Genomic DNA, 23187 nt, shown 5'->3' with positions numbered 1-23187 from the left:
AAGGTTTAAAGTTTAAAGTTGAAAGATTTGGGCTGCCCGCTGCTGTTCTTCAATTTTCGCCAGAGGCAGCCTCAACAACCCAATAACTCGATAACCCAATAACTTTAAACTTTCAACTTAAAACTTTCAACTTTGAACTTTCAACTTAAAACTGCCTTTACAATATTTTCTGGTTAACCAACGATTAACTCTATACATCAACCAGGCGCTGCCGGTGCCAACGATTGCTCCGGCCAGTACATCGCTGGGGTAATGAACGCCCAGGTACATGCGCGAATAGCCTACCGATGCTGCCCAGGCATAGGCAGGGACGGCCACATACCATTTGGGATAAGCCATAGTTAAGGAGGTGGCGGTGGTAAATGCTTCCGAAGTATGGCCCGAGGGAAAGGAAGGGCTGCCGCCATTACTGGCAGGTACAATGAACGGATGATCGGCAAAGGGGCGGTTCCGCTTAAATGTATATTTCAAACCAAGTGTAACGAGGGAAGAGGCGGCCAGGCTTTCAGCCATATACAGGCCTTTGTTGATGGTGACTTTATCGTTGCGGGTAATACCGGTTACCAGTACTGTTACCGGCACCAGCATGCTGATGTAATTGGTGGTGTTTGAAATTTGCTGATACAGCTCAACCGGGTCTTCATGCCGGTTCTCCATCATTTCATTCAGCACCTGCATGTCAAGACTGGTCCTTTGAGCCCGCGCTGCGGGCTTTAAAAGCAATAGGCATGCTACTATCAGTAGCAGGTTACGGATGATCATAATAAAAACTTTCATCCGTAACGTACTACATAATTCTGTATGAATTTAGAAGGCTGGATGTAACTCCTGCGCGCTGGGTTTCTTTTTGAACAGCCACTTGTTGGCTTTGTACATTAACCAGGCGCTGCCGGCACCTATTACGGCACCTGCCAGTACATCGGTAGGATAATGCACACCCAGGTACATTCTTGAATAACCAACTGAAGCGGCCCAGGCATATGCCGGTACGGCTACATACCATTTGGGAAACGCCAGGGTGAGTGAAGTGGCGGTGGCAAAGGCGGCGGAGGTGTGTCCCGACGGGAAGGACGGACCACTACCCCCCGAGACTTTGGTAAGACCGGGAGTTACTGAATAGGGTCGTGATCGCTGAAACGCATACTTCATTCCAAAAGTAACGAAGAGGGAGGCTGCTGCCGTCTCAGTTAAATACAATCCCTTTTTAAGGGTCATCTTGTTGTTGTCGATAAGTCCGGCGGCCACCACAGCCAGCGGTACCGCTAAGCTTACCATTTCGGTGGTGTTGGAAATGCCCTCCATTACACTGGTTTTGCCAGAGGTCCGGCTTTCCATCATCTCCATCAAAATGTGTTGGTCGAGACTGTACCTGGTTTGGCAAACGGCCCGCTGTTTGAAACAACAAAAGCATACTGCCAATAGCAGCATGCTTTTGCATATCGTTGAAACCGGGGTTTGCTTCGAGTTAGAGGTTTGACAGGCTTTCCTCAAGAATCTTGATCTTTTCTTCAGCATCCGTTTTTTTCTTTTGCTCTAATTGAACGACATCCGGCCTTGCAGATTGTATGAAGCGTTCATTGCTTAACTTTTTATTAACTGACTCCAGAAACTTTTTGTAGTACTCCAGGTCCTTTAATAATTGTTCTTTTTGTTGGCTTGTGTCTACAGGGCGTTCAGTCTCAATGAAAAATTTGTCTTTGTCGATTACAGTTGTAATGGTTTGCACTACAGGTTCTGTAACAAAGGATAACTGTTCAATATTGACTTGTTTTTTTAGGATAGTCTCAATGGCTTTGTACAGCTCATTGTTGTCGCTTTGTATATACAGTTTGATCGGTTCTTTTATTTTGATCTCGTTCTTGATCCGGGCATCGCGCAGGCCGGTAATTACATCTATTAACAACTGGCCCTCCTTCAAAATTACGGGATCAAATGATAAAGCAGTTGTTAATTGTTTTACACACAAGTCTTCGGTACGCGGAGCCAGCAAATGATAGATCTCTTCAGTAACAAATGGCATGTAAGGGTGCAGCAGTAGCATGAGTTCTGTAAAGAACGATACGGTTTTTTCATACACTGCTTTATCCATAGGTTGGTCCATACCCGGTTTTATCCATTCCAGGTAATAACTACAGAAATCATCCCAGATCAGCGAGTAAAGGGTCTTTAAACCTTCACTGAGTTTGAAATCTTTATAGTGTTGCTCCAATTCTGCTTTGGCTGCCTGCAGTTTGTTTTCGAACCAGGTAATAGCAAAAGAGGTAGAACCGGTAGTAGCTGTATCGCTCACCCTGGCTTCGAACATTTTTACCAGCTTCAGCGCGTTCCAGATCTTGTTATTGAATCTCATTCCCTGTTCGGGCGATGTTTCATCAAACAACAGATCATTACCAGCCGGTGAGGAGATCATGATACCAAAGCGAACCGCATCGGCGCCGAATTTATCGATCAGCATCAACAGGTCGGGTGAGTTACCCAGCTGCTTACTCATTTTACGGCCCAGTTTATCACGCACCATGCCCGTGAAATACACATCGCTGAATGGTTTCACTTCCATGAATTCCATGCCCGCCATGATCATTCTGGCTACCCAGAAGAAAATGATATCCTGTCCGGTTACCAGTACCGAAGTAGGATAGTAGTAGTTGATATCCGGGTTGCCGGGATGGGTAACGCCTTTGAAAACTTCAATAGGCCATAACCAGCTCGAGAACCAGGTATCGAGCACATCTACATCCTGTTTCAACGGATGTGAGGTGTATGGGTTATCGATCTTACCGGGAGGGTTTATGGAATTTGTATTGGTAGACCACTGGCGAACGGCTTCTTCTTCGGTTTCAGCCACATAACAATTGCCATTGTCGTCATACCAGGCGGGGATGCGTTGACCCCACCACAATTGACGGCTGATACACCAGTCTTTTATATTCTCCAGCCAATATTTATAGGTGGCCATGAATTTATCACCGGGGTGAATTCTCACTTCGCCACTGGTTACTGCAGTCAGCGCTTTTTCAGCGAGCGGCTTCATGTTCACAAACCATTGGGTGGAAATGCGGGGCTCCACCACCGCCATGCTGCGTTGCGACAACCCGATGCGGGTGGTGTATTCTTCTTCTTTTATCAGTAAACCCTGCTCTTGTAAAGTCTCCACTACCTTTTTACGGGCTTCGAAGCGGTCCATACCCACAAAAACCTGGGCAGCCTCATTCAGGGTGCCGTCTTCGTTGAGGGTATCAATTACAGGGAGGTTGTGTTTCAACCCCAGGTTATAGTCGTTGATGTCGTGGGCAGGCGTAACCTTTAAGGCACCGGTACCAAATGCGGGATCAACATACTCGTCGAAGATCACCGGTACTGCGCGGTTTACCAGGGGAACGATCACTTTTTTGCCTTTCAGGTGGGCAAACCGTTCGTCGTTGGGGTTTACGCAAACGCCGGAGTCACCCATGATGGTTTCGGGACGCTGGGTGGCGATGGTAATAAATTCGGCTGTAGGCTGGCCATCGGCCGCTGCTACGGCATATTTTACATAATACAGTTTACCCTGTATTTCTTTATATTCCACTTCCTCATCGCTGAGGGCGGTTTTGGCGGCGGGGTCCCAGTTGATCATGCGGGCGCCGCGGTAGATCATTTTTTTATTGTAGAGGTCAACAAAGACCTTGATTACGGCTTTGTAATAATCTGCATCCATGGTAAAGGAAACCCGGTCCCAGTCAACACTACAGCCCAGTTTTTCGATCTGGTGGTAGATGATGCCGCCATATTTTTCCTTCCACTCATAAGCATGTTTCATGAACTCCTCCCGGGTGAGGTCGCTTTTTTTAATGCCTTTTTCCTTTTCCAGCATTTGCACCACCTTGCTTTCGGTGGCAATTGAGGCATGGTCGCTGCCGGGTACCCAGCAGGCGTTAAAGCCGCTCATGCGGGCTTTACGCACCAGTATGTCCTGCACCGTTTCGTTGAGGGTGTGACCCATGTGTAATACCCCGGTTACGTTGGGTGGGGGAATTACCACGGTGAACGGCTTGCGCTCATCGGGGGTGCTGTTGAAATATCTCTTTGATTTCCAATGCTTACTCCATTTGTCCTCTACGCCTTCGGGCTGATAATTCTTGCTTAGTTCCATAGATGTATAATCTGCTTTAAGGGAGGGCAAAGGTACTAAATCAAGGTCAGTAGGCAATGGGGCAGAAGGCAGAGGGCAGAGAGAGAAGGCGCTAGGCAATGGGGCGGGGCTAGGATAGGGCTATAAAAAAGCACCTCGCAATTACGCCAGATGCTTACAAAATAGGTTATACTCCCCACCGCAGCGGGCTGGGGGTAAGCTTTTGTGTTTCAGTAAGGGAGGTGCACTAACTGGTTACTATGCATACCAATACAGGTACGACAGCAACATGATAAAACATAAAAAGCCGAGTGCTAATAAAGCTACCTTGCCGTTCTCGCCCAGATGGAAATTATGCGTTGTCTTTTTCATACGCTACGTTTTTTTAGAGTTTAAAAATTTCGTAGTACGATCATGCAAACGGTCTTCACAGGCTTACGAAAGATAAAAAAGGGTATTACTATTAAAGCCGTGGTTGTTCAGGAAGGATATAATCCAAGTTTGGGGGTAATTCCAGGCTATTGTTTTGAGAACCACAACAAATTTAATACACAACTGCAATACCTGCAAATGTATAGTATATAAAAAAGTGAAAATAAAGGTTGTGGAACCGGAATGAGTCCTGAAATGGGAAAAAAGTATGAAGCACAAAGACAGTACTTGTGACGGTTATCGGCTTTGCACTTCATACAGAAACGTAAAAATTCCTAATGATGAAAGCGATTAGCTTTGTGTGAACCAGTACGAAAACAGAACCAGTGCAGTGAAAAACAATACGATCACTGCAATTTTAGTCCTCTTCTCGTTGGCTTCCTGCCTGGTTTCGTGCTTGGCTTGGTGCAAGTCGAATTTTTGCATAGACAACGGATTTTAGAGGTTTAACAATGTGGGACGGATTAAACACTCACGGGGTAGGATTATATAAAGCGGCTTATAATCAGCTTATTATGATTCAAAGGGTGGCTGGTGGCCGCGCTGCCGGTTTCGTTCGTTATTTGTAACTTTACGATTAATCTATGTACGCTATCGTTGATATAGAAACAACCGGCGGGTACGCTGCCAATAACGACATAACGGAGATCGCTATTGTGTTGCACGATGGACAATCTGTGATAAACCGGTTTGAGACCCTCGTCAGGCCCATGCGTACCATTCCGTATTATATACAGGTTTTAACGGGTATTTCGAACGAAATGGTGGCTGCTGCCCCCAGTTTTGAAGAAGTGGCCCCGCAAATTTATGAGCTGTTACAAGGCAGGATCTTTGTTGCCCACAATGTAAACTTCGACTACTCTTTTTTAAAACATCATTTTAATACGGCAGGCTTTGAGCTGACTTGTAGTAAACTGTGTACGGTACGCCTGTCGAAAAAAGTATTCCCGGGTTTACCCTCTTACAGCCTGGGTAATCTTTGCAATCATTTTGGCATTACCATTTACAACCGGCACCGGGCCGGGGGCGATACCGATGCCACCGTTCGTTTGCTGGAACATTTGCTGCAACATAACGCCGAACCACACATTCAGCAGTTTATAAAACGGGGCGCCAAAGAGCAATCCCTGCCGCCCAACCTGCCGAAAGAGCAGGTTGACCAGCTGCCCTATACGCCGGGTGTATATTATTTCCATAATCAAACCGGTAAGGTTATTTATGTGGGCAAGGCCAAGAACCTGAAGTACCGGGTGAGCAGTCATTTCACGCATAATGGTTCAGGTAAACAACGGCAGGATTTTCTGCGGCATATCCACAGCATTACCTATCAATCCTGCAGTACCGAGCTGATGGCGTTTATTCTGGAAAGCGTGGAGATAAAACGCCTGTGGCCTGAGTTCAACAACAGCCAGAAACGGTTTGCCCATACTTATGGGTTATATATGTTTGAAGACAGCAGCGGGTACATCCGGCTGGCTATCGATAAAAAGAAGAAACACATGCAGCCCCTGTACACTTTCAACCTGTTGCTGGAAGGACACCGGTTGCTGAACAAGCTGATAGAGCAGTTTTCTTTATGTGCCAAGTTGTGTTTTATGCAAACGGCGCCGGGGCCCTGTACGGGTGTACCTGATAATACCTGTTTAGGAGCCTGTGATCACAAAGAACCGGCGGAAATCTATAATGCACGGGTGCACGAAGCTTTGAAATGGCTCGAAGACCGGCTGCCTACATTTGCGGTGGTGGATGCAGGTAATGAACGCGACGAACACAGTTGCATTTTAATGGAGAAAGGAAAATTCTATGGTATGGGGTATATTCCTGCAGGGGTAGGCATTACCAGCCGGGAAGAATTGAAGAATTACCTGAAGCAATACCCGGAGAATGATTATATCAGGGGCCTTGTTTATCAGTACGTGGAGCGATATCCTAATAAGAAAATTATTTTTCAGTAGGAAAAAATAGTGGCATGCAAGGACGAGCCATAAGCCATAAGCTGAATACAGCCACGAGTACCAGGCGCTGAAAGCAAATACAGTCGTCGAATTTGGGTTTTCATTTCTGCCTTCTGCCCTCTGCCTTCTGCCCATTTCCCATTGCCCATTGCTTATTGCCTTCTGCCCTTTTCTTCCTTTAATATTCCACTTTGGTATTAAACTTGCGGAAAGTTTTACGACAACGCTTTTGTAAAATAAGCCACACTATGAAAAAACGTAATTTGTTGCTTTGCTGTTTGATCGCTACCGGGTGTCGTGAGACAGCACCCAAAGAAACAGCCAATGCCGATGCTGCTGCCAATTCAACGGCAACTGCTGCGCAATCGCCGCCTGCAGAAAAAGTTCCCATGTATCGTACTACAGTAAGTACTGAGCCAGTGGCTGAGTACAAACAGAAAACAGAAAATCCGTTAAATGACTGGTATTTCTCCGTGAAGCTGTATGAAACGTCTAAAACTTTTCAGTACGTAATGAAGTTAAAGTACGAAGAGATGGAAGGCGAGGATACGCTGTTCCTGCCCAATGTTGGTACTGTGCCTAAACCCGTTATTCAGAAAGGCGATAATAAATATGCCTGTATTGTAGGGTTTATGGATAACCACGATCAGTTTCGCGAGTACAAAAAAGTATACGTGAAAAATAATGAGCTAAAAGTTACTTCCCTGAAACATTACTCTGTGGCTACTTATGCTAAATAGTTGATGAGTTGATCAGTTAACCGGTCAACTGATCAACCGGTTAACTGATCAACTGGTCAACTTTCAGGTATCAGTTCCTGCAATAATTGAATGAATTCGTCTCTGGGGATCATGCGTGCGCCCAGGCTTTCCAAATGCTCCGTGTAAACCTGGCAATCGATCAACTCAACATCTTCGTGTTGCAGTTGGTGCACATAGCTGATAAAAGCATATTTGCTGGCATTGCTTACTTTGCTGAACATGCTTTCGCCAAAAAACACTTTGCCCATTCTTATTCCATACAAACCACCCACCAGTTCATTGTTCAGCCAAACCTCCGCACTATGTGCAACACCCAGCCGGTGTAATCTGGTATAAGCTTCTTTCACTGCATTGGTGATCCAGGTGCCGCTTTGACCGGGCCTGTCAATAGTTTTACAATTATTGATGACTTCTGTAAATGCTTTATTGATAGTAAAAGTGAAGGCTTCTTTTTTGAACAATTGTTTCATGCTTTTACTCACCTTCAGGGTATTGGGCGTTAAAATGAAACGCGGGTTGGGGCACCACCACAAAATATGTTGTCCTTCGTACCAGGGAAAAATGCCCTGTCGATAGGCCAATAACAACCGTTCGGTTGATAAATCGCCGCCTACAGCCAATAACCCATCCGGTTCAGCCAGGTGAACAGGGGGGAATATCAATTCATTATCCAAAGCAAATAAAGGCATGCCGGAATTACAGTTGAAAACAGTGGTGTATTTCTTAAGTTGTGAGCAGCAAAAGTCAGGTCAGTACTTCAAGTGTGGCACCAATACCGCGGTCGGTAATGGCATCGCATTGGGGTTTTAAATCGTCGTAAGATCCTTGCTTAACAGCGTATTTTCCCTGAAAGTGGATGATGTAGGCACATTGTTCAGCCTGTTCCGTTGAATGGCCGCATACCTCAACCAGGGTTTCAATAACCCATTCAAAAGTATTTACTTCATCGTTCCATACAATAAGACTGTAGGGTTCGTCCAATGAGGTAAGTACATCGCTATCCTCTTCATAATGTGGTTTTACCGGCGCGTCAATAGCCATATAGTATGGTTTATTCCGTTACAAATTTATAAAAATACCTTACGCGCAGCAAGCTCTTTTATTGCTTTTTAATAATGGTAGTTTTTCACGTAAATGGCTCATTCAGAATAAATAAAGTGTAGGTAATACAAAAATGGGTATTTCTCCGCTTTCACCGGTTTTGCCTTAGGGTGGGTATTCGCGGGGCGGGTTGCTAAATCAGTTTGGTGTTTTCTATAAATTTCTTTAGCAGTACAATGGTCGATTGCCAGTAAAATTCCAGGTGTTTGTGAATGGTTTCTGTTGGGAAATTACTAATGGTAAGTGTTAATGCGGTTTGTGTTTCAGCAGGGGAGAGGTTGAATTTTATTACGGAATAATTTTCCGGCTCATCGGGCAGGCGGGACAAAGAACTGTTGTGCGAATAACTCAATACCTTTTCTTCATCAAATTCCAATATAGTGCCTTTGTTAACAAATGGGAGGTGATGAAACCCTGTAATGGTGATGGGACTGTTAACCACCCAGCTGGTTTGAATATGTAAATTCATTTCGTCTTCGCCCATCCATTGTTTCATCAGGAACGGCTGGGTCAACGCTTTCCAAACATCGGTCGCCAGGGCATTTATCACTACTGTTTTTTCGATCAGGTTTGTCATGAAGTTTGGCATAATGTATGGTTTTTAACACAATTCCAGTATCCTTAACGTTTATACCGGTGAATTGTTCGGCTGCAATGGTACCTCAATGCCTTCTCGAATTCCGAAGAGTAGTTGGCGTAGTTTTGTTGTAGTTTCTGCAGTAAGTTTAGATCTTTGATATAATAAAATTATCGTTTGAGCAATTGGTTTAAATAAACACCCAAAACGTCATAGTAAGAGTACTTTTCAAACTCAAAACGTAACGGCTGCTTTTCAGATTCCAAAACTGTCCAGATAACAGATTGATCGGTTTTGTCAATCGTAATAGCTACGCCGCCACAGTCGTAGTCGCCACATTCAGCGCAACAATAAACAATTATTTCGGGGTTCGCTAATTCTTCTCTTGTTCTCTCTAAGTAATATGGAAAATCGGCATCACTCAATTTGGCGTAAATAGCTCTTATTTCTTTATCCGAAACAGGTTTACTTAGTAGCTGTTTTACTTTGACGATCTCTGCATGGTGTTTATTAGTTCCTAAAACACCGGTCCAGTTATCCAGGATACTTTTTTTATTTGAATAATAAAGCGCATCAATCTGTTCAGACAATGGTTTATCATTGATGTAGAACTCAAGAAACTCCTTGTGTTCTTTGAATGGCGATTTGTGATATTTTTTTAAAGTAAGTCTGTCCATGTTTATTGGCGGTGCTGTTTAAAATGATTTCTGCAATAAAAATAGGAAATTATGGAGATGAAAAATCGGCTGAGATCATATGAAAAATGACGGGAAATGTAGTAGGGATAAGTGTTTTATAGTATTATTCTGTCGTTAGGCATCATGATTACCCGAAAACCCTGGTTAGGAAGAAGAGATGCCACGTTGTACTTTTACATCATCAAAGACGGTAACACGGTAAAAGAGGAAAAGAGAAAAGTGAAGTTACCACGAAGCGAAGCGCTTCACCCCATCAAATTGATTTTACGTTTTTTTCATATGGCAAGCAATCGTTAGAGGTCGGCTGTTTCTACAGAGGACCTTTTTTCTTTTTAGCACATCCTGCTATTCATTATTCACCTTTGGAAAGTTCTCCGCTACTTCACTTAACTGCTTTTTATAATCAAAAGGCGATACGCCGGTAAATTCTTTAAAGGTTCGAATGAAATGCGATTGATCACTGTAGCCATTCTCGTAGGCGATATCTGATAACTTTTGATAGTTGTTTTTTCGAAGCTGGCTGAGCGATTCCTGGAAACGGCAAATGCGGGCGAATAGTTTGGCTGATACTCCAATGGATTGTTTGAACCGCCGTTCCAGCGTGCGTTCAGACAATTGTAATTGTTGTTGTAGTTCAGCAAAGGAAACAGCGCCTTTGCCCTGCATGATCGCTGAGATGGCAAAACCGGTGAGTGCATCCTGCTTTTCCCTGTGTGCTTCCACAGATTGCAACAGGCTGGCTGAGATCAGGTTGATCTGTTTTTCGATGCTGGTAGCCGCCAATAATTTCTCCTGTAGTACTCTTTCTTTTTTGTGTTGTATCAGCGCAAGGTCAATACAGGTGCCGGTCAGCTCGTGCGCATCGATGCCAAACACTGATTGCAGGGCGTGTGGTTGCAAACAAATTCCTACAGTGCTCACCTTGCCGGTGAGTACCATTTTAACCGGTTGAATGGTTTGTCCATACAGGAAAATGCTGGCTAATTGTTTGTTGTCTTCTTCTAAACTGAAAGTGCCTTTATCGGGCTGCTGGTACATAATGCCGGGACAACCATCGGCGAGCGGACTGAATGTAATGGCGGAATCAGCAGCGACATTATTCTCCAGGACCCAGAAGTACCTGACGAAGGGTTTTAAATTTTCCGGCGGAAGAATAATGCGATAGTTCATTTTTAGACAGGGAGGTTACCGCAATTTATTGAAAAAAAAATTCATTATCAATGCAGAAAAATTTGGTGGAAATGCAACAACCCTTATCTTTGCACTCCCAAAACGGAATAAGGGTAGCGAGAAAAAGAGAGAAGGCAAAGTTTTGGAAAAGAAGAAGTTAAGAGTTAACCAAAAAAGTTTATAAAGGGAGTTTAGCTCAGTTGGTTCAGAGCATCTGCCTTACAAGCAGAGGGTCGGCGGTTCGAGCCCGTCAACTCCCACTCTACCGGACGGCAGTACAAAATTAGTTGTACTGCCGTTTTTTATTTCCCTGAAACCCGCATCATCACTGAATAGCGCCTGCACAATTGGGTTTTCAGGGATCAGGTTGAAAAGTTGGGGGATTGTTCAACTACATTCACATCCTATTTACATTGACTTTATTTTCCCATAAAGCCGCAATACAAATTGCTTTAGAAAGTCTGCATTCAAATTGGGATTGTAACCATACTGCTCGTAAATGCTTTTGTCCATTGGTATTGCCATACAAGGGCGGACTGTATAAAAATATTCTACGTCAAATAGTTGCCCTTTGTCATAATAGAAGGATGAATTGGAAAACATGTCGCTCATGTGAGGACTTTGTTCCCTGACTTTTACAGAAACTAATATATTGCCTCTTGAATAAAAGTTAATTGTCAGCAGGCTTTTGCTTTGCTTAAATAAACAAGTTGCACTTATCCTGTTGTTTTGAACCTGAGCTTTCACCTGAATAGTGTCAAATAAAAAAGTAATTGTGTCTGTACTACTTTTTGTTGTATCTAATTGATAAGCATACGTGTCTATTGCTTTTCTCCTGGCATTTGTTTCCTGGCCGAATAAATACGTTTGAGAAAAGAGGAGCAGTGATAATATGATAATGGAAGCTTTTCGCATATTCAGTTAAGATGCATTCGAATTGAAATTTACACAACGGGGACCTGTTCGTTATAGAAATATTTGTCTATTAATAACTTAAGTTGAAAAATACGCATGAATAACGCTTTAATATGGTTCGACAATTCGCCGGCAGACTCCACAGAATAGGAAAGCCCTGCATTGCAGGGCTTTATTTTTTTATGTCTACCGAATATTCGAACCATTTTACGAATCTTGGATCATGTTGAATTTAATATCCAGCGCCATATTGTAAATATTTTGTTAGCTGTTGTTTGGGGAATCAGAAATCTCTTTTCTGATAAGTTTTTGTCCAGCCCTTCTCTCGCCTTTCCAAAATTGTCTGCGAAGATATTTTCTTAGATGTTTAGCCCATTCAGTCGCAACTGTCAATTGTCCTTTTCTTCTATGTGACATTTTGATTTTATTTTAAATGTATTGGAAGTGGGGTACGAATGCTTTTGTGCAGGAAAATAAGTTTTGTACTTTAGTTCTTAATTAGGTTTTGGTTGTTGGTTGGGGGCAAAGTGACGAAACGACGCCAGGCCATTCAACTTTGTAACCCGTTTTTATGAAACTGTTTTTTTACCTGATTTTTTTGACATGCATAGGTATTTCTTGTAAGACTAAGTCGTCTGATAAAATTGAGTATTTTAAGACACTTGTTACTGATACGATGAAACTTATGCCTTACAATGAAATCGACATAAGTAAAGTTAGAACGAAAGAATTTAACCTGCCTGAAATTTATAAGGGAGTGGATAGTTTTGAGTTAAGAATATGGATTAGCTCTATGACTATCCCGGACTTTGCAACCATACTAAGATATTCAGATAGTCAATGGGTAGCACATAAATATACATATTTTGAAAATGGCAACATTCTTGACAGCCTCATCATAAAGAGAATAAATTTACCTGATAGTATAGGTAATTTAGTTTCATATTTATCAGATTCTGCTGTTTTAATGCTCCCCTCACAACATAAAATTCCTGGCTTTGTCGATAATGTTGCAGATGGGCAGACCTGTACAATTGAAATATCAACAAAAACTTTTTATAAAGCACTTCATTATCATTGTCCTGAGCATTTTTCAGATTCCTATAATAAAAAATTCATGGAAATCGTAATGTTTTTGAATACTTGCCTTCATTTTTATTATCCCTTATGCTTGCCTACTACATAAACAACATGCTACCACGCTATTTTTGGTTGGTGTATCTTAAGCTTTGAAAACAAAATACCTGCCGGTGTTTTCATCGCGCTCCTTTATGATGATAGAAACGGCTGCATATACGTAAGAATGGATTCAATATTATTTAAATTAAAAAGCCCTTCAAATTCAACGATCTGAAGGGCTTCATTTTTTTATCGGGCAGGCTGGACGAAGTCGAACCAGGCAAAAAACAATATGGTATAATAAATGAATGATCGCATGAGAGGCAGCCTTTTACTTTTTTGCAATAACCTGTTATCTGAAGCGCCCGAAGCGGGAAGAATTATCACTCCGCTATACAATTGTCGGCCTGAACCAGTATATTCTTTCGAACAAGATCTTTAATCGCATATCTGATGCGATTTCTTGATTCTGTTATTCCGGATATCCATTGATCAATTTCCTCCGGCTGGGCATTATCTGGCTTTTGAGAAACGAACTCTTTCCATTTTCCGATATTCTCCTTTAAAGATTTGTAACTTTCAATAACAACCCGCTTGTCAAAATCTTCCAGGGAATCTATTCTCTGACTAATAACAGGGAACATCTTTTCTATATTTTTTCTGCAGGAAGAAAACTGGTCATACTCCTTATCAGAAAGCTCTTTATACTGCTTAGTCAATTGTGCTTTTCTTAACCCTTTGCTGCCATTTAATTGTGATGTTGCAAAATTTACGCAACCAACACATGAAGGATAATTCACTTTGGTCCTCTCAAAGAATGCGTTCTTTTTGGATTCATCTTTGGGCATTTCTGCAGTAAGCATGTCATTTAACCTGTTTTCATAGTCTTGCCTCAAACGCTTACATTCCTGGTAACTTGGAGTTGCAGGTTGAATCCCTGTATTTTTTAACAGTAAATCATATTCATTAAGTTTAGTGATTTCTGCATACAATTTATCTTTACTCAAACCCTCGGTCTCTATCGGGTTTGTAATAGCTGTCAAAATCCTACTGGCCCGCTGCAGCTCATTGTTCTGATCTGCACTGCCATAAAGATTATTAACCAACACATCAATCGCAGAATATCTATCTTTAATGGCGTAGTAACGCTTTTGTATATCTTCACTTACCTCATCAGATTCATATTTTTCATTCTCGGCTTGTACTGATGTTTTAAATTGATAACTAAAATCTATAGCTGTTGTAATAGCATTTATGTCGGGCTGGCCGGCGGCCAATCTGCTTTTATAAGCGTTTATATAGGTGTAAGCATTATAAGCTGTGCTATAGTTCTTTCTGTAAGCAAGGAGCATATCATGATCGTTGATATGAAAGGATTCGTACTCTGTAGCTATTTTGTTATTGTACTCTTTGTCAAAAACGGGTGTACCTACCTCTAATTTCTGACGGGTCCTTGATTCAACAACCAGAATGTAGGGTACAGTTTTGTTGCTTACAGATGTTCCGAAACTAGCGGGAAGCGCATTATCGGCTTTTATCCTCGCCAGAAAGTTTGACTTCTGCACTTCATTAGTTGACCAATGGATTTGATAAAGCCTTGCAGCAGTAACAATTTCATCAAATTCCTGCCCTTTTTGCCTGTCAACAAGTGAAATAAAAAAGGTATGATTTTCTTCCCGCTGACCTCCATTTAAATTATTCAAAGCTGATATTCCCGAGTCAAGATATCCCGATAATTTAGCTTTTAAGTCTACAAGTATTTTGGGGTTTCCCATCGCGAGCGATACAGCAGATTTTCCCAGGTCGGCCGAAATTTTTGCCACCCCCTGCCAAAACCTGGCAGAAGAATTAGAGATCAAAGCATTTATATCAATTTGCCCTACAATATTTGAGCTAAGCGATTCACTTTTAATGTCATTTAAGAACATTCCATTTAACCCGGAAAAGCTCTTGGCTTTGTTTTTGTCCCGCATATCATATATAAAAAGCGGAATAGCGATTGGGGTTTCTTTATTAATCTCCGGATGCTTTATTTTAATGGACACTTGCAGAAAATCAGGCTTGTCATTCGCCTTAATCCCCAGTTCCTGTCTTTCTTCTTTTGTGTAAGCCACGCCAGAGAATATTTTCGGCAACTCATCCTTATTAATCAGATATACATAAGAGGATATCCTGTTGTAGTCATCGGGAATCGAAATCGGTTGTTTAGGCCAGGATTCAGTTTCATCTGCGGTTAAATACCTTACCTGAGAATATGATTTGGGTAATACAAATAGGAATGCCATTAAGGCGATAAGATGTCGCACCAGGGTTAATTTTAGGGTACAAAAGAGGTCTAAACAGCAATATACATCAAAAAATACAAATATAAAATGGGTGTTAATACCTGGAGTTTATGGCATGAGGATCATATTTTCAGCTATTTGTGCCTTTAAACGCAAAAAGGGCCTTCGATGTGGCTTTGGAGCATCAAAAAATGTACAAAGCCCAATCGGCAGATATAGAAAAAACTTATGAAGAGTTGGAAGATGACTTTTCTTTGTTCAAGAAGGTACCTGAAGGTGTATATATCCGATTGCGAACTAAACTGGCGAAGGAAAGAACAGAAATACATAAAACTATATCGGAACCTGGCGTAGAAAGCTCTAACCTAAAAACCTACTTCCGTCAAGGTATAACACTTTCCACGCAACTCCCTACCAACTGGGCTTCAAGGCCGATGCTAGCAAAGGAGGAACTACAAAAGCTCGTCTTTCCCGAAGGAGTGACCTATAATCGCGAAAAAGAGCTATTTCTAACCTCCAAGGTAAATACGATCTTTCAGCCAATCCCGCGCCTGAACTGCATTTCAGAAAGTGATAAAAACAAACAAGGTAGCATTTCTGCGGACTTGTCCAACTGGGTCGGGACAATTGGATTCTAACTCTAATATTTTTTATCCCAAGCTGTATACAAATGAATGCTAGTCCCATGCAGGCCATCTCACATTGTCATATTGTTAATGGAGTTGCCTGTCTGGTTTTTAATAATTTGTTGTCAGACAATGTTTGAATTGATATAGCCGCCGAAAGAAAGCCTTTATATGGTTCGACATTTCGCCGGCAGACTCCACAAAAAAGAGGATCACAGTAATGTGGTCCTTTTTTTATTTACGTCAGTTCCTTGATCCGCCTTACTATAAAAAACGGATCAGGTTTAAAAGTTGGGGGATTTGAGAGAAAATAGTTGTTTTACAGGCGGATGAATAAAGCACAAGGACAGGATACACGCGCCTAATGGCGATTTACCATATAATCCGCAATTGCCCAAATTCGATGCAGGGTTTGTGTTTGATCCTTCCAATCCGATAAAAAGATATCCGCTTATTAAAAATGGCGAAAATATTGCCAGCGTTAGGTTTCCCAACACATATTATTATTACTCTGATATAGATACTTCGGATGCTGGCGGGTATTTTGACCTTACAAAATTCGATACCGTAAAAAAGACCATCAGTGGTTACCTGGAGTTTACCGGTTATCAGTTAACGTCCGGTATACCAGGCTCATTTACCACCGTTAAGATAGACAACCTTCCCTTGATAAAGGACACGTTAAAATATAATGGCAATACAGCCTCTTTTAATTTCCAGGATAAAACAATGGCTTATGTCAATACAAACAATGTAACTACCGGTATGGCAACATGCGGTAGTAACCGGATTCAGACCGTGTTAATTTATATCAGGTCGATTATGTTTGATAAGCCTGTTAAAATTTCGATTCCGTTAAGTATCGGCAAAGGAACATATCCTGTTTATCCGGACATCTATCAATATATTGTTCCTTGTGAACAGGCCAAAATAACGTCTGGTTATAGTGGAAGAAGAATTGACCAGTTTGGCGTGGTTGAGTCAGGCACGGTCAATATTCTGAATATAGATACAGCGCTTAGAAAAAATGCGACGTTTAATATCAGGTATCGCGATACTACCTCTGGTCAAATATATTCGATTACAAATGGGAAAGTTGATCTGATTACATGGAATGCGTGGGAGAATTAATAGTAGCTTTAAACCATGAGTCATTATTTACAGATAAAAATGGCTACAATTGTAGACCATGGCGAATTTAAAATTACTGATGTTACAGAGAAAAGATATTAACCACGCTTAAGCGTGGTTTTTGTTTACCCCGTGTCGGTTTTATTCTATTTTCCGCTGTTGGCCCGGTATAATTTTGAGTTCAATAATAATCACACTTATTATGAACCGGATTATAATAGTTTTCGCCTTATTAATTACTATCATAGCGGGAATGGCGTATGGCGCAGGCAGCGCCGACAATTCGGGGCTGTTACCGCCAAAACTTTCAGGATACAATATTTTTTCAGGCAACCCGGTAACGCTTACGCCGGGTAATGGCTTCGTACAGTACGAACTGGCCACTGGCCTGTTCACTGATTATGCCGAAAAACAACGGCTTATAAAAGTGCCGGCAGTCAAACCCATCACTGCCGTAAACGATGGATTACCGCAGCTCCCCGATGGTACCATCCTGGTTAAAACCTTCTATTATTTCAGGGATAAAAGAACGCCTTCAAAAGGCAGACGACTCATTGAAACCCGGCTGCTGATAAAAAATAACAACCAGTGGATGGCCGGCACCTATGTATGGAACCCGGAGCAGACAGATGCCACGCTCGCCACCGGCGGATCAAATACGCCTGTTAGCTGGATCGATGAAAACGGCAGGGGCCGGAAAATTTCCTATCGCATACCGGGCCCGCGGGATTGCGCTTCCTGTCACACTGCTGATAACAACCTAATGCCCGTGGGGTTGAAAGTACGTAACCTGAATATTACCGTTACCCGGGATAATAAATCCATAAACCAGTTAAAGTATTTGTGGGAAGCAGGTGTTATGGATAATGTGGCCCCGGAGCAATTTGCTGAATTACCCGCCTGGCAAAATGAAAAGTATGGTATACAAGACAGGGTACGGGCTTACCTGGATGTGAATTGTGCTCATTGCCATAGTGATCTGGGTTCCTGTGCCCGATCTGCTGTTCGGTTTGCCTGGGAAATACCGTTGGCAGATACGCGCATTACTGAAAAGGGCAAACGTATTGTAAATTTAATGAGTAAGGGAAGCATGCCGCGGACCGGAACTACTGTTGTTGACACCGCAGCATTGGGGTTAATAAAACAATATTTTCAATTACCATAATATAAAACCACCTTTCATGACTTTCGCCAACATGGCCTTACTGGCTGCCGCTTTTACCACCGCATTGATCGCCGGTCTCTTTTATGCTTATTCGTGTTCTGTAAATCCCGGGCTCGGCAAGTTGACCGATGCCAATTATCTGTCGGCTATGCAATCGATCAACAGAGAGATCCTGAACCCGGTTTTCTTTATGAGCTTTATGGGTACGCTGGTGTTGCTGCCACTTAGCACCTGGTTACAGTATAATCCTTCGGCCCCGCTTCGTTTTTATTTATTGCTGGGTGCCACGCTGGTGTATGGAGTAGGAACGTTTGGTGTTACCTTCTTTGGCAATGTGCCATTGAACAATGCACTGGACGCCTTTCACATTCCATCAGCTTCACCCGAAGCATTGAGCCGGCAACGGACCCTGTTCGAAAATTCGTGGAACCAGTTACATGGCATAAGAACAGTGGCCAATGCCATTGCATTGATTTTGGTATTGCTGGCTTGTATCGTGGGTAATAGCAAATCGGCAGGCTGAAAACCTGCCGATACCTGATTGTTATTTATGTGGCGGCATATTGCTGTTGCCGATATCGCGGTAAATTTTCCAGTTATTATTTTCGGGTTTCCATACTACCACATACTTTCCTTTGTCAAGCACTTTACTGCCTTCGCCAAGCACTTCAAACGTGCCTGTCTCAGCCAGGAGGTCGGCATTGCCAACAATATCGACGGTGTTTATCTTCAATTCCTTCATACCGCTTCTGATAGCGCCGCCCCAGCCGGCGGCAATTTCATTTCCTTGTTTAGGCTCGCTGTTATCAAACATTAACCACCCGTCCGAAGCATAGTGTGCGGCCATGGCATTTGAATCGCCTTTCTTTGCTTCTTCCTGGAATTTTTTGTTATCATTCTCAATCCATTCCTTTGCTTTGGAAAGATCAAAGGCAGCCGCAGAAGAAGCGATGGCAGCAGTGTCGTTCATCTTATTGTTGCCGGTTGTTTCGGTACCTGCCTGCCCACAGGAAACGATGAGACAGATACTACCTGTCATAAGCAGCAGGATGCAATACTTTTTCATGTTGGTTATTTCTACTAAGTTAATGGCTTTATACGGCCGATGGCATTTGCAGAGTATGATCCTGATCATCATTGACTGTGGAAATGCTGACCCGATTTGGAATAATTTTTTATTTAATAAAAATTGAATAACTTAACAGTATAAATAGCTCTTAAAACTATTACCATGGATACGGTAAGAGATATACTGCAAATCAAAGGACATGTGGTATACACGGTGAATCCGGAAAGCTCCGTATACGAAGCTTTAGAAACACTGGAAGCGAAGAATCTCGGTTCTCTGGTTGTTTTGGAAGAATGTGGTAAGCTGGATGGTATTTTTACAGAACGTGACTACGCCCGAAAAGTAATATTAAAAGGAAGATCCTCAAAAGAGACCAGGGTAATGGACATTATGACCGAAAGCCCGGTGTTTGTAACTCCTGATACAAAGATTGACTACTGCATGCAATTAATGACTGACAAACACATCCGTCATTTACCTGTGATCGATGACAATGAATTGGTTGGACTTATTTCAATCGGTGACCTGGTAAAACACATCATCGATCAGAAAGACACCATCATTCAACATCTTGAAAATTACATTACCAGTTAAAGCAACTAACTTTTTTTGATCGTACTATTGTGGCAGTGTGGCCTGGTGCCTTTGGTTTTATTCATATTGGGGACGTTTATGCATGTCATAGAAGCCCACCATGGAAGTATTATGTTATGCCGGGAAATGAAATCCATAGTAATCATCAATTATGGCCGTTGCTATTATACGCAGGGATCGTATTCATCCTGCTCATTGCCATTCTTTTCCTGTCTTATATTTTAGGTCAACATCACCACGACCGCGCTACCGATAAGCCATACGAAGGAGGTATAGAACAAAGTGGTTCTGCCCGGCTTCGGTTTTCTGCTCAATTTTACCTCGTTGCCATGTTGTTTGTGATCTTTGATGTAGAAGCCGTGTTCATTATATTATGGGCGCTGGGTTTTTACGAACTGGGCTGGTTTGGCTATGCCGGCGTGGCCATTTTTATTGGTCAGCTGGTAGTGGTATTGATCTATGAGTGGGGCATTGGCGCGCTGGATATTGGGGTGGATGCGAAGAAGATCTTAAGGAGATATAAGGAACTAACAACTCATCATAACTGAAAAATTTGTGTACAATGAAATGGTGGCTGAGTAAAACAAATGATACAACCGGTAGTTTTTCCGGTAACGGCAGTATGGAGGAAGCCGTTAGCCAGAGTATTATGCTAACGTCTGTGCAAAGCCTGGTGGCCTGGGGAAGGAAAAATTCCATGTGGCCATTTCATTTTGGGTTAAGTTGTTGTTTTGTTGAAATGGCCACTGCTATTACGAGTAAATATGATGTAGCCCGCTTTGGCGCGGAAGTGATCAGGGGTACGCCACGTGAAGCCGATGTAATGGTGATTGCCGGAACAGTCTTTATAAAAATGGTACCCATCATAAAGCGGTTACACGATCAGATGATGGAACCACGCTGGGTGATTTCGATGGGCAGTTGTGCCAACAGTGGTGGTATGTACGATATCTATAGTGTAGTGCAGGGCGTTGATAAATTTTTGCCGGTTGATGTGTACGTGCCCGGTTGTCCGCCCCGACCCGATGCATTTATGCAGGGGTTGGTGTTGCTGGCAGAATCGGTGGGAAAAGAAAAACGGCCATTGAGTTGGGTCATTGGTGAACAGGGCGTTATTAAACCGGCGCTTACTTCCATGAAAGACAGGAAACGGGAAGAAAGAATGAATATGATACACTTTAAAGGAGTTGATGAGGTATGATGAGTTATGGATGATGCCGATGTCATATTGCAACAGCTGCAACAACGGTTAGGTGCTGACATACGCTATCAGCAAAAAACGGTTGACGAGGTGCTCACCTTGTGGGTGTCGAAGGAGGAGATTGTACCCGCTGTTGAATTCCTGAAAACAACCGTCGCCCGACCATTCCGCATGTTGTACGATCTGTTTGGGATCGATGAGCGGAACAGGAACCGCTTCAATGGCCTGCCTATGGCCGATTTTACTGTAGTCTATGTGCTTTTCTCGTTTGAACGTAATGAATTCATCAGATTGAAAGTTGCATTACGCGGCGAGTACCCTTCTTTATACTCCATCACTGCGTTATTTAAAAATGCCAACTGGTACGAACGGGAAGTGTATGATATGTTTGGCATCCACTTCGATGGCCATCCGCATTTAACCCGTATTTTAATGCCCCTTACCTGGGAGGGACATCCTTTGCGAAAAGATCACCCCGCACGCGCAACCGAAATGGGTCCTTTTCAACTGTATGATGAACAACAGGACCGCGAACAGGAAGCCCTCCGGTTCAAACCCGAAGACTGGGGCCTGAAGCAACATGGCGATGACGCCGATTATATGTTCCTGAACATTGGTCCGCAACACCCGGGAACGCATGGCGTACTGCGCATCATACTGCAATTGAATGGCGAAGATATTGTGGATGCGATACCTGAAATAGGTTTTCATCACCGCGGGGCTGAGAAAATGGCTGAACGCCAAAGCTGGCATACCTACATTCCCTACACCGATCGGGTAGATTACCTGGGCGGCGTTATGAATAACCTCGCTTATTTATTATCTGTTGAAAAGCTGGCGGGTATCGAGCTGCCCGACAGGGCCATGGTGATCCGTATTCTGTTGTGCGAACTGTTCCGTATTGCCAGTCACCTCGTTTGGTTTGGCACCTTTGCCCAGGACCTGGGACAATTGTCACCGGTGTTTTACATGTTCACCGATCGCGAGAAAATATTCGACATCATTGAAGCCATTTGTGGCGGGCGCATGCATCCCAACTGGTTCCGCATTGGCGGCGTGGCGCAGGACCTGCCAACCGGCTGGCAACGCCTTGTACAACATTTTGTAGAATACTTCCCTGCAAAGATCAAAGAATATGAAAAAATGGTGATCCGCAATAGTTTGTTCAAGGCACGCACCAAGGGCATAGGTATATATACATTGGAAGAAGCGATAGAGTGGGGCGTTACCGGTCCCGGATTAAGGGCTTGTGGATTTGAATGGGATTTTCGTAAAATGCAACCGTACGGCGGCTACCATTGGTTTGATTTTGATATTCCCACCGCGCAACATGGCGATTGCTTCGATCGCGCACTGGTGCGGGTAGAAGAGATGCGGCAAAGCCTGCGCATTGTAGAACAGTGTTTGCGGAATATGCCGGAAGGTGATTATAAATCGAGCCATCCGCTTACTACGCCACCCTTAAAGAAATTTACCATGCAGGATATTGAAACCCTTATCACGCATTTTCTAAATGTGAGCTGGGGGCCGGTGATCCCGGCTGGTGAAGCCATGAGTTGTATTGAAGCCACCAAGGGTGCCAACAGCTATTACTGCATCAGTGATGGCAATACGGCTGCATACCGGGTGCGCATTCGTACCCCGTCATTCCCGCATATGCAAATGCTGCAGTATATCAGTAAAGGGTATACCGTGAGTGACTTGTTAAGCATTTTGGGAAGCATTGATTTTGTTTTGGCGGATATTGATCGTTGACCAGTTATGATAACGGAAAAAGTAAATAAAGGAAATGAGGTTAAACAACAGGCGCACTACCTGACGGATATCGAACGCCAGTTCATTGACCATGAAGTAAGCCTGGTGCCGCATAAAAGCGCTGCGGTTATTGAAGCCTTGAAAATTGTACAGCACCAGCGTGGCTGGATCAGCGATGACAGTGTGAATGCAATTGCCGCCTATTTACAAATGAGCCCTGCCGAAGTAGACAGTGTGGCTACTTTCTACAACCTTATCTTCCGGAAGCCGGTAGGCCGGCACGTGATCCTGGTATGTGACAGCATTTCGTGTTATGTTATGAAATATGGCGACATCTATAAAGCGCTGCAGGAAAAGCTGCACATTCATTTTGGTGAAACTACCAGCGATCAATGCTTTACCCTGTTGCCCAATGCCTGTTTGGGTTGTTGCGACCATGCACCGGCACTTATGATAGACAATGACCTGTATAAAGATATAACCGTTGCCATGCTTGACCGCATTTTAAAACAATATACGTGA

The 23187-nt window shown here is 43.0% G+C and carries 24 protein-coding genes and 1 tRNA gene; 14 read left to right on the top strand and 11 right to left on the bottom strand.

The features are described 5' to 3' along the window. Positions 1-126: 126 nt before the first annotated feature. The 3 genes from BMX95_RS33330 to BMX95_RS33320 form a co-directional block, all read right to left on the bottom strand. Positions 127-762 carry a phosphatase PAP2 family protein gene (locus tag BMX95_RS33330; protein WP_242673179.1) on the bottom strand — a complete coding sequence of 212 codons (636 nt, stop codon included), beginning with the start codon at positions 760-762 and terminating at the stop codon, positions 127-129. A gap of 45 nt (positions 763-807) precedes the next feature. After that, complete coding sequence (locus BMX95_RS33325) at positions 808-1344, bottom strand: phosphatase PAP2 family protein (RefSeq protein ID WP_242673180.1); 537 nt, start codon at positions 1342-1344, stop codon at positions 808-810. A gap of 121 nt (positions 1345-1465) precedes the next feature. Continuing rightward, on the bottom strand, positions 1466-4132 hold the full coding sequence (locus tag BMX95_RS33320) for a valine--tRNA ligase (protein WP_081202328.1): 2667 nt from the start codon (positions 4130-4132) through the stop codon (positions 1466-1468). A 995-nt stretch (positions 4133-5127) separates the two neighbouring features. Between BMX95_RS33320 and BMX95_RS33315 the strand changes: the two genes are divergently transcribed. Together BMX95_RS33315 and BMX95_RS33310 are read left to right on the top strand one after the other, a co-directional pair. Next, positions 5128-6498 carry an exonuclease domain-containing protein gene (locus BMX95_RS33315; protein ID WP_081202329.1) on the top strand — a complete coding sequence of 457 codons (1371 nt, stop codon included), beginning with the start codon at positions 5128-5130 and terminating at the stop codon, positions 6496-6498. 248 nt (positions 6499-6746) lie between these two features. Beyond that, entirely contained in the window at positions 6747-7238 is a 492-nt protein-coding gene (locus BMX95_RS33310; RefSeq protein ID WP_081202331.1) for a hypothetical protein, read from the top strand. 56 nt (positions 7239-7294) lie between these two features. Here BMX95_RS33310 and aat read toward each other — a convergent pair whose 3' ends face one another. From aat to BMX95_RS33290, 4 genes are all read right to left on the bottom strand, one after another. Next, positions 7295-7948: a leucyl/phenylalanyl-tRNA--protein transferase gene (aat, locus tag BMX95_RS33305; RefSeq protein ID WP_081202332.1), complete on the bottom strand. Its 654-nt coding sequence runs from the start codon at positions 7946-7948 to the stop codon at positions 7295-7297. Between the two features lie 55 nt (positions 7949-8003). After that, on the bottom strand, positions 8004-8300 hold the full coding sequence (locus tag BMX95_RS33300) for an ATP-dependent Clp protease adaptor ClpS (RefSeq protein ID WP_081202333.1): 297 nt from the start codon (positions 8298-8300) through the stop codon (positions 8004-8006). Between the two features lie 193 nt (positions 8301-8493). Next, positions 8494-8949, bottom strand: coding sequence for an SRPBCC family protein (locus BMX95_RS33295; RefSeq protein ID WP_081202334.1), 456 nt, complete (start codon positions 8947-8949; stop codon positions 8494-8496). Positions 8950-9107: 158 nt separating this feature from the next. Beyond that, positions 9108-9614, bottom strand: a complete 507-nt coding sequence (locus BMX95_RS33290; protein ID WP_081202335.1) for a hypothetical protein — start codon at positions 9612-9614, stop codon at positions 9108-9110. Positions 9615-9758: 144 nt separating this feature from the next. Between BMX95_RS33290 and BMX95_RS35205 the strand changes: the two genes are divergently transcribed. Next, the gene (locus tag BMX95_RS35205; RefSeq protein WP_177193745.1) at positions 9759-9932 is read left to right on the top strand and encodes a hypothetical protein; all 174 of its coding nucleotides are present in this window, start codon (positions 9759-9761) and stop codon (positions 9930-9932) included. Positions 9933-9980: 48 nt separating this feature from the next. Here the strand turns inward: BMX95_RS35205 and BMX95_RS33280 are convergent, their stop codons facing one another. Then, complete coding sequence (locus tag BMX95_RS33280; RefSeq protein WP_081203652.1) at positions 9981-10805, bottom strand: helix-turn-helix domain-containing protein; 825 nt, start codon at positions 10803-10805, stop codon at positions 9981-9983. Between the two features lie 185 nt (positions 10806-10990). On the opposite strand from BMX95_RS33280, the gene BMX95_RS33275 reads away from it, so the two are divergent. Beyond that, positions 10991-11065, top strand: a tRNA-Val gene (locus tag BMX95_RS33275). Positions 11066-11213: 148 nt separating this feature from the next. Here the strand turns inward: BMX95_RS33275 and BMX95_RS33270 are convergent. Continuing rightward, on the bottom strand, positions 11214-11720 hold the full coding sequence (locus BMX95_RS33270; RefSeq protein ID WP_081200709.1) for a hypothetical protein: 507 nt from the start codon (positions 11718-11720) through the stop codon (positions 11214-11216). A 571-nt stretch (positions 11721-12291) separates the two neighbouring features. Between BMX95_RS33270 and BMX95_RS33265 the strand changes: the two genes are divergently transcribed. After that, on the top strand, positions 12292-12906 hold the full coding sequence (locus tag BMX95_RS33265; RefSeq protein ID WP_081200710.1) for a hypothetical protein: 615 nt from the start codon (positions 12292-12294) through the stop codon (positions 12904-12906). 316 nt (positions 12907-13222) lie between these two features. On the opposite strand, the gene BMX95_RS33260 is transcribed toward BMX95_RS33265, so the two are convergent. Beyond that, entirely contained in the window at positions 13223-15145 is a 1923-nt protein-coding gene (locus BMX95_RS33260; protein ID WP_133053920.1) for a hypothetical protein, read from the bottom strand. Positions 15146-15294: 149 nt separating this feature from the next. Between BMX95_RS33260 and BMX95_RS33255 the strand changes: the two genes are divergently transcribed. The 4 genes from BMX95_RS33255 (at position 15295) to BMX95_RS33240 (ending at position 18569) form a co-directional block, all read left to right on the top strand. Beyond that, the gene (locus BMX95_RS33255) at positions 15295-15762 is read left to right on the top strand and encodes a hypothetical protein (RefSeq protein ID WP_090519730.1); all 468 of its coding nucleotides are present in this window, start codon (positions 15295-15297) and stop codon (positions 15760-15762) included. Between the two features lie 378 nt (positions 15763-16140). Continuing rightward, the gene (locus tag BMX95_RS33250; RefSeq protein WP_081200713.1) at positions 16141-16881 is read left to right on the top strand and encodes a hypothetical protein; all 741 of its coding nucleotides are present in this window, start codon (positions 16141-16143) and stop codon (positions 16879-16881) included. Positions 16882-17083: 202 nt separating this feature from the next. Beyond that, positions 17084-18046, top strand: coding sequence for a hypothetical protein (locus BMX95_RS33245; protein ID WP_081200714.1), 963 nt, complete (start codon positions 17084-17086; stop codon positions 18044-18046). Positions 18047-18062: 16 nt separating this feature from the next. Beyond that, the gene (locus BMX95_RS33240; protein ID WP_081200715.1) at positions 18063-18569 is read left to right on the top strand and encodes an anthrone oxygenase family protein; all 507 of its coding nucleotides are present in this window, start codon (positions 18063-18065) and stop codon (positions 18567-18569) included. A 21-nt stretch (positions 18570-18590) separates the two neighbouring features. On the opposite strand, the gene BMX95_RS33235 is transcribed toward BMX95_RS33240, so the two are convergent. Continuing rightward, positions 18591-19112, bottom strand: coding sequence for a YybH family protein (locus BMX95_RS33235; protein WP_081200716.1), 522 nt, complete (start codon positions 19110-19112; stop codon positions 18591-18593). A gap of 165 nt (positions 19113-19277) precedes the next feature. Here BMX95_RS33235 and BMX95_RS33230 point away from each other — a divergent pair, with 165 nt between their 5' ends. The 5 genes from BMX95_RS33230 to nuoE all read left to right on the top strand — a co-directional run bounded on the left by BMX95_RS33230 (position 19278) and on the right by nuoE (position 23187). Continuing rightward, on the top strand, positions 19278-19709 hold the full coding sequence (locus BMX95_RS33230) for a CBS domain-containing protein (protein WP_081200717.1): 432 nt from the start codon (positions 19278-19280) through the stop codon (positions 19707-19709). 116 nt (positions 19710-19825) lie between these two features. Next, entirely contained in the window at positions 19826-20257 is a 432-nt protein-coding gene (locus BMX95_RS33225) for an NADH-quinone oxidoreductase subunit A (protein ID WP_081200718.1), read from the top strand. A 14-nt stretch (positions 20258-20271) separates the two neighbouring features. After that, positions 20272-20910 carry an NADH-quinone oxidoreductase subunit B gene (locus BMX95_RS33220; RefSeq protein WP_081200719.1) on the top strand — a complete coding sequence of 213 codons (639 nt, stop codon included), beginning with the start codon at positions 20272-20274 and terminating at the stop codon, positions 20908-20910. Positions 20911-20916: 6 nt separating this feature from the next. Then, a complete protein-coding gene (gene nuoC / locus BMX95_RS33215; protein ID WP_081200720.1) occupies positions 20917-22665 on the top strand; it encodes an NADH-quinone oxidoreductase subunit C/D in 1749 nt (582 codons plus the stop codon). A 6-nt stretch (positions 22666-22671) separates the two neighbouring features. Continuing rightward, positions 22672-23187, top strand: a complete 516-nt coding sequence (nuoE, locus tag BMX95_RS33210) for an NADH-quinone oxidoreductase subunit NuoE (protein ID WP_081200721.1) — start codon at positions 22672-22674, stop codon at positions 23185-23187.

Source organism: Niastella yeongjuensis, assembly GCF_900110245.1.
Classification (GTDB): Bacteria; Bacteroidota; Bacteroidia; order Chitinophagales; family Chitinophagaceae; genus Niastella; species Niastella yeongjuensis.
The sequence above is the reverse complement of the archived record's forward strand: the minus strand, read 5'-3'. Positions and strand labels throughout refer to the sequence as shown.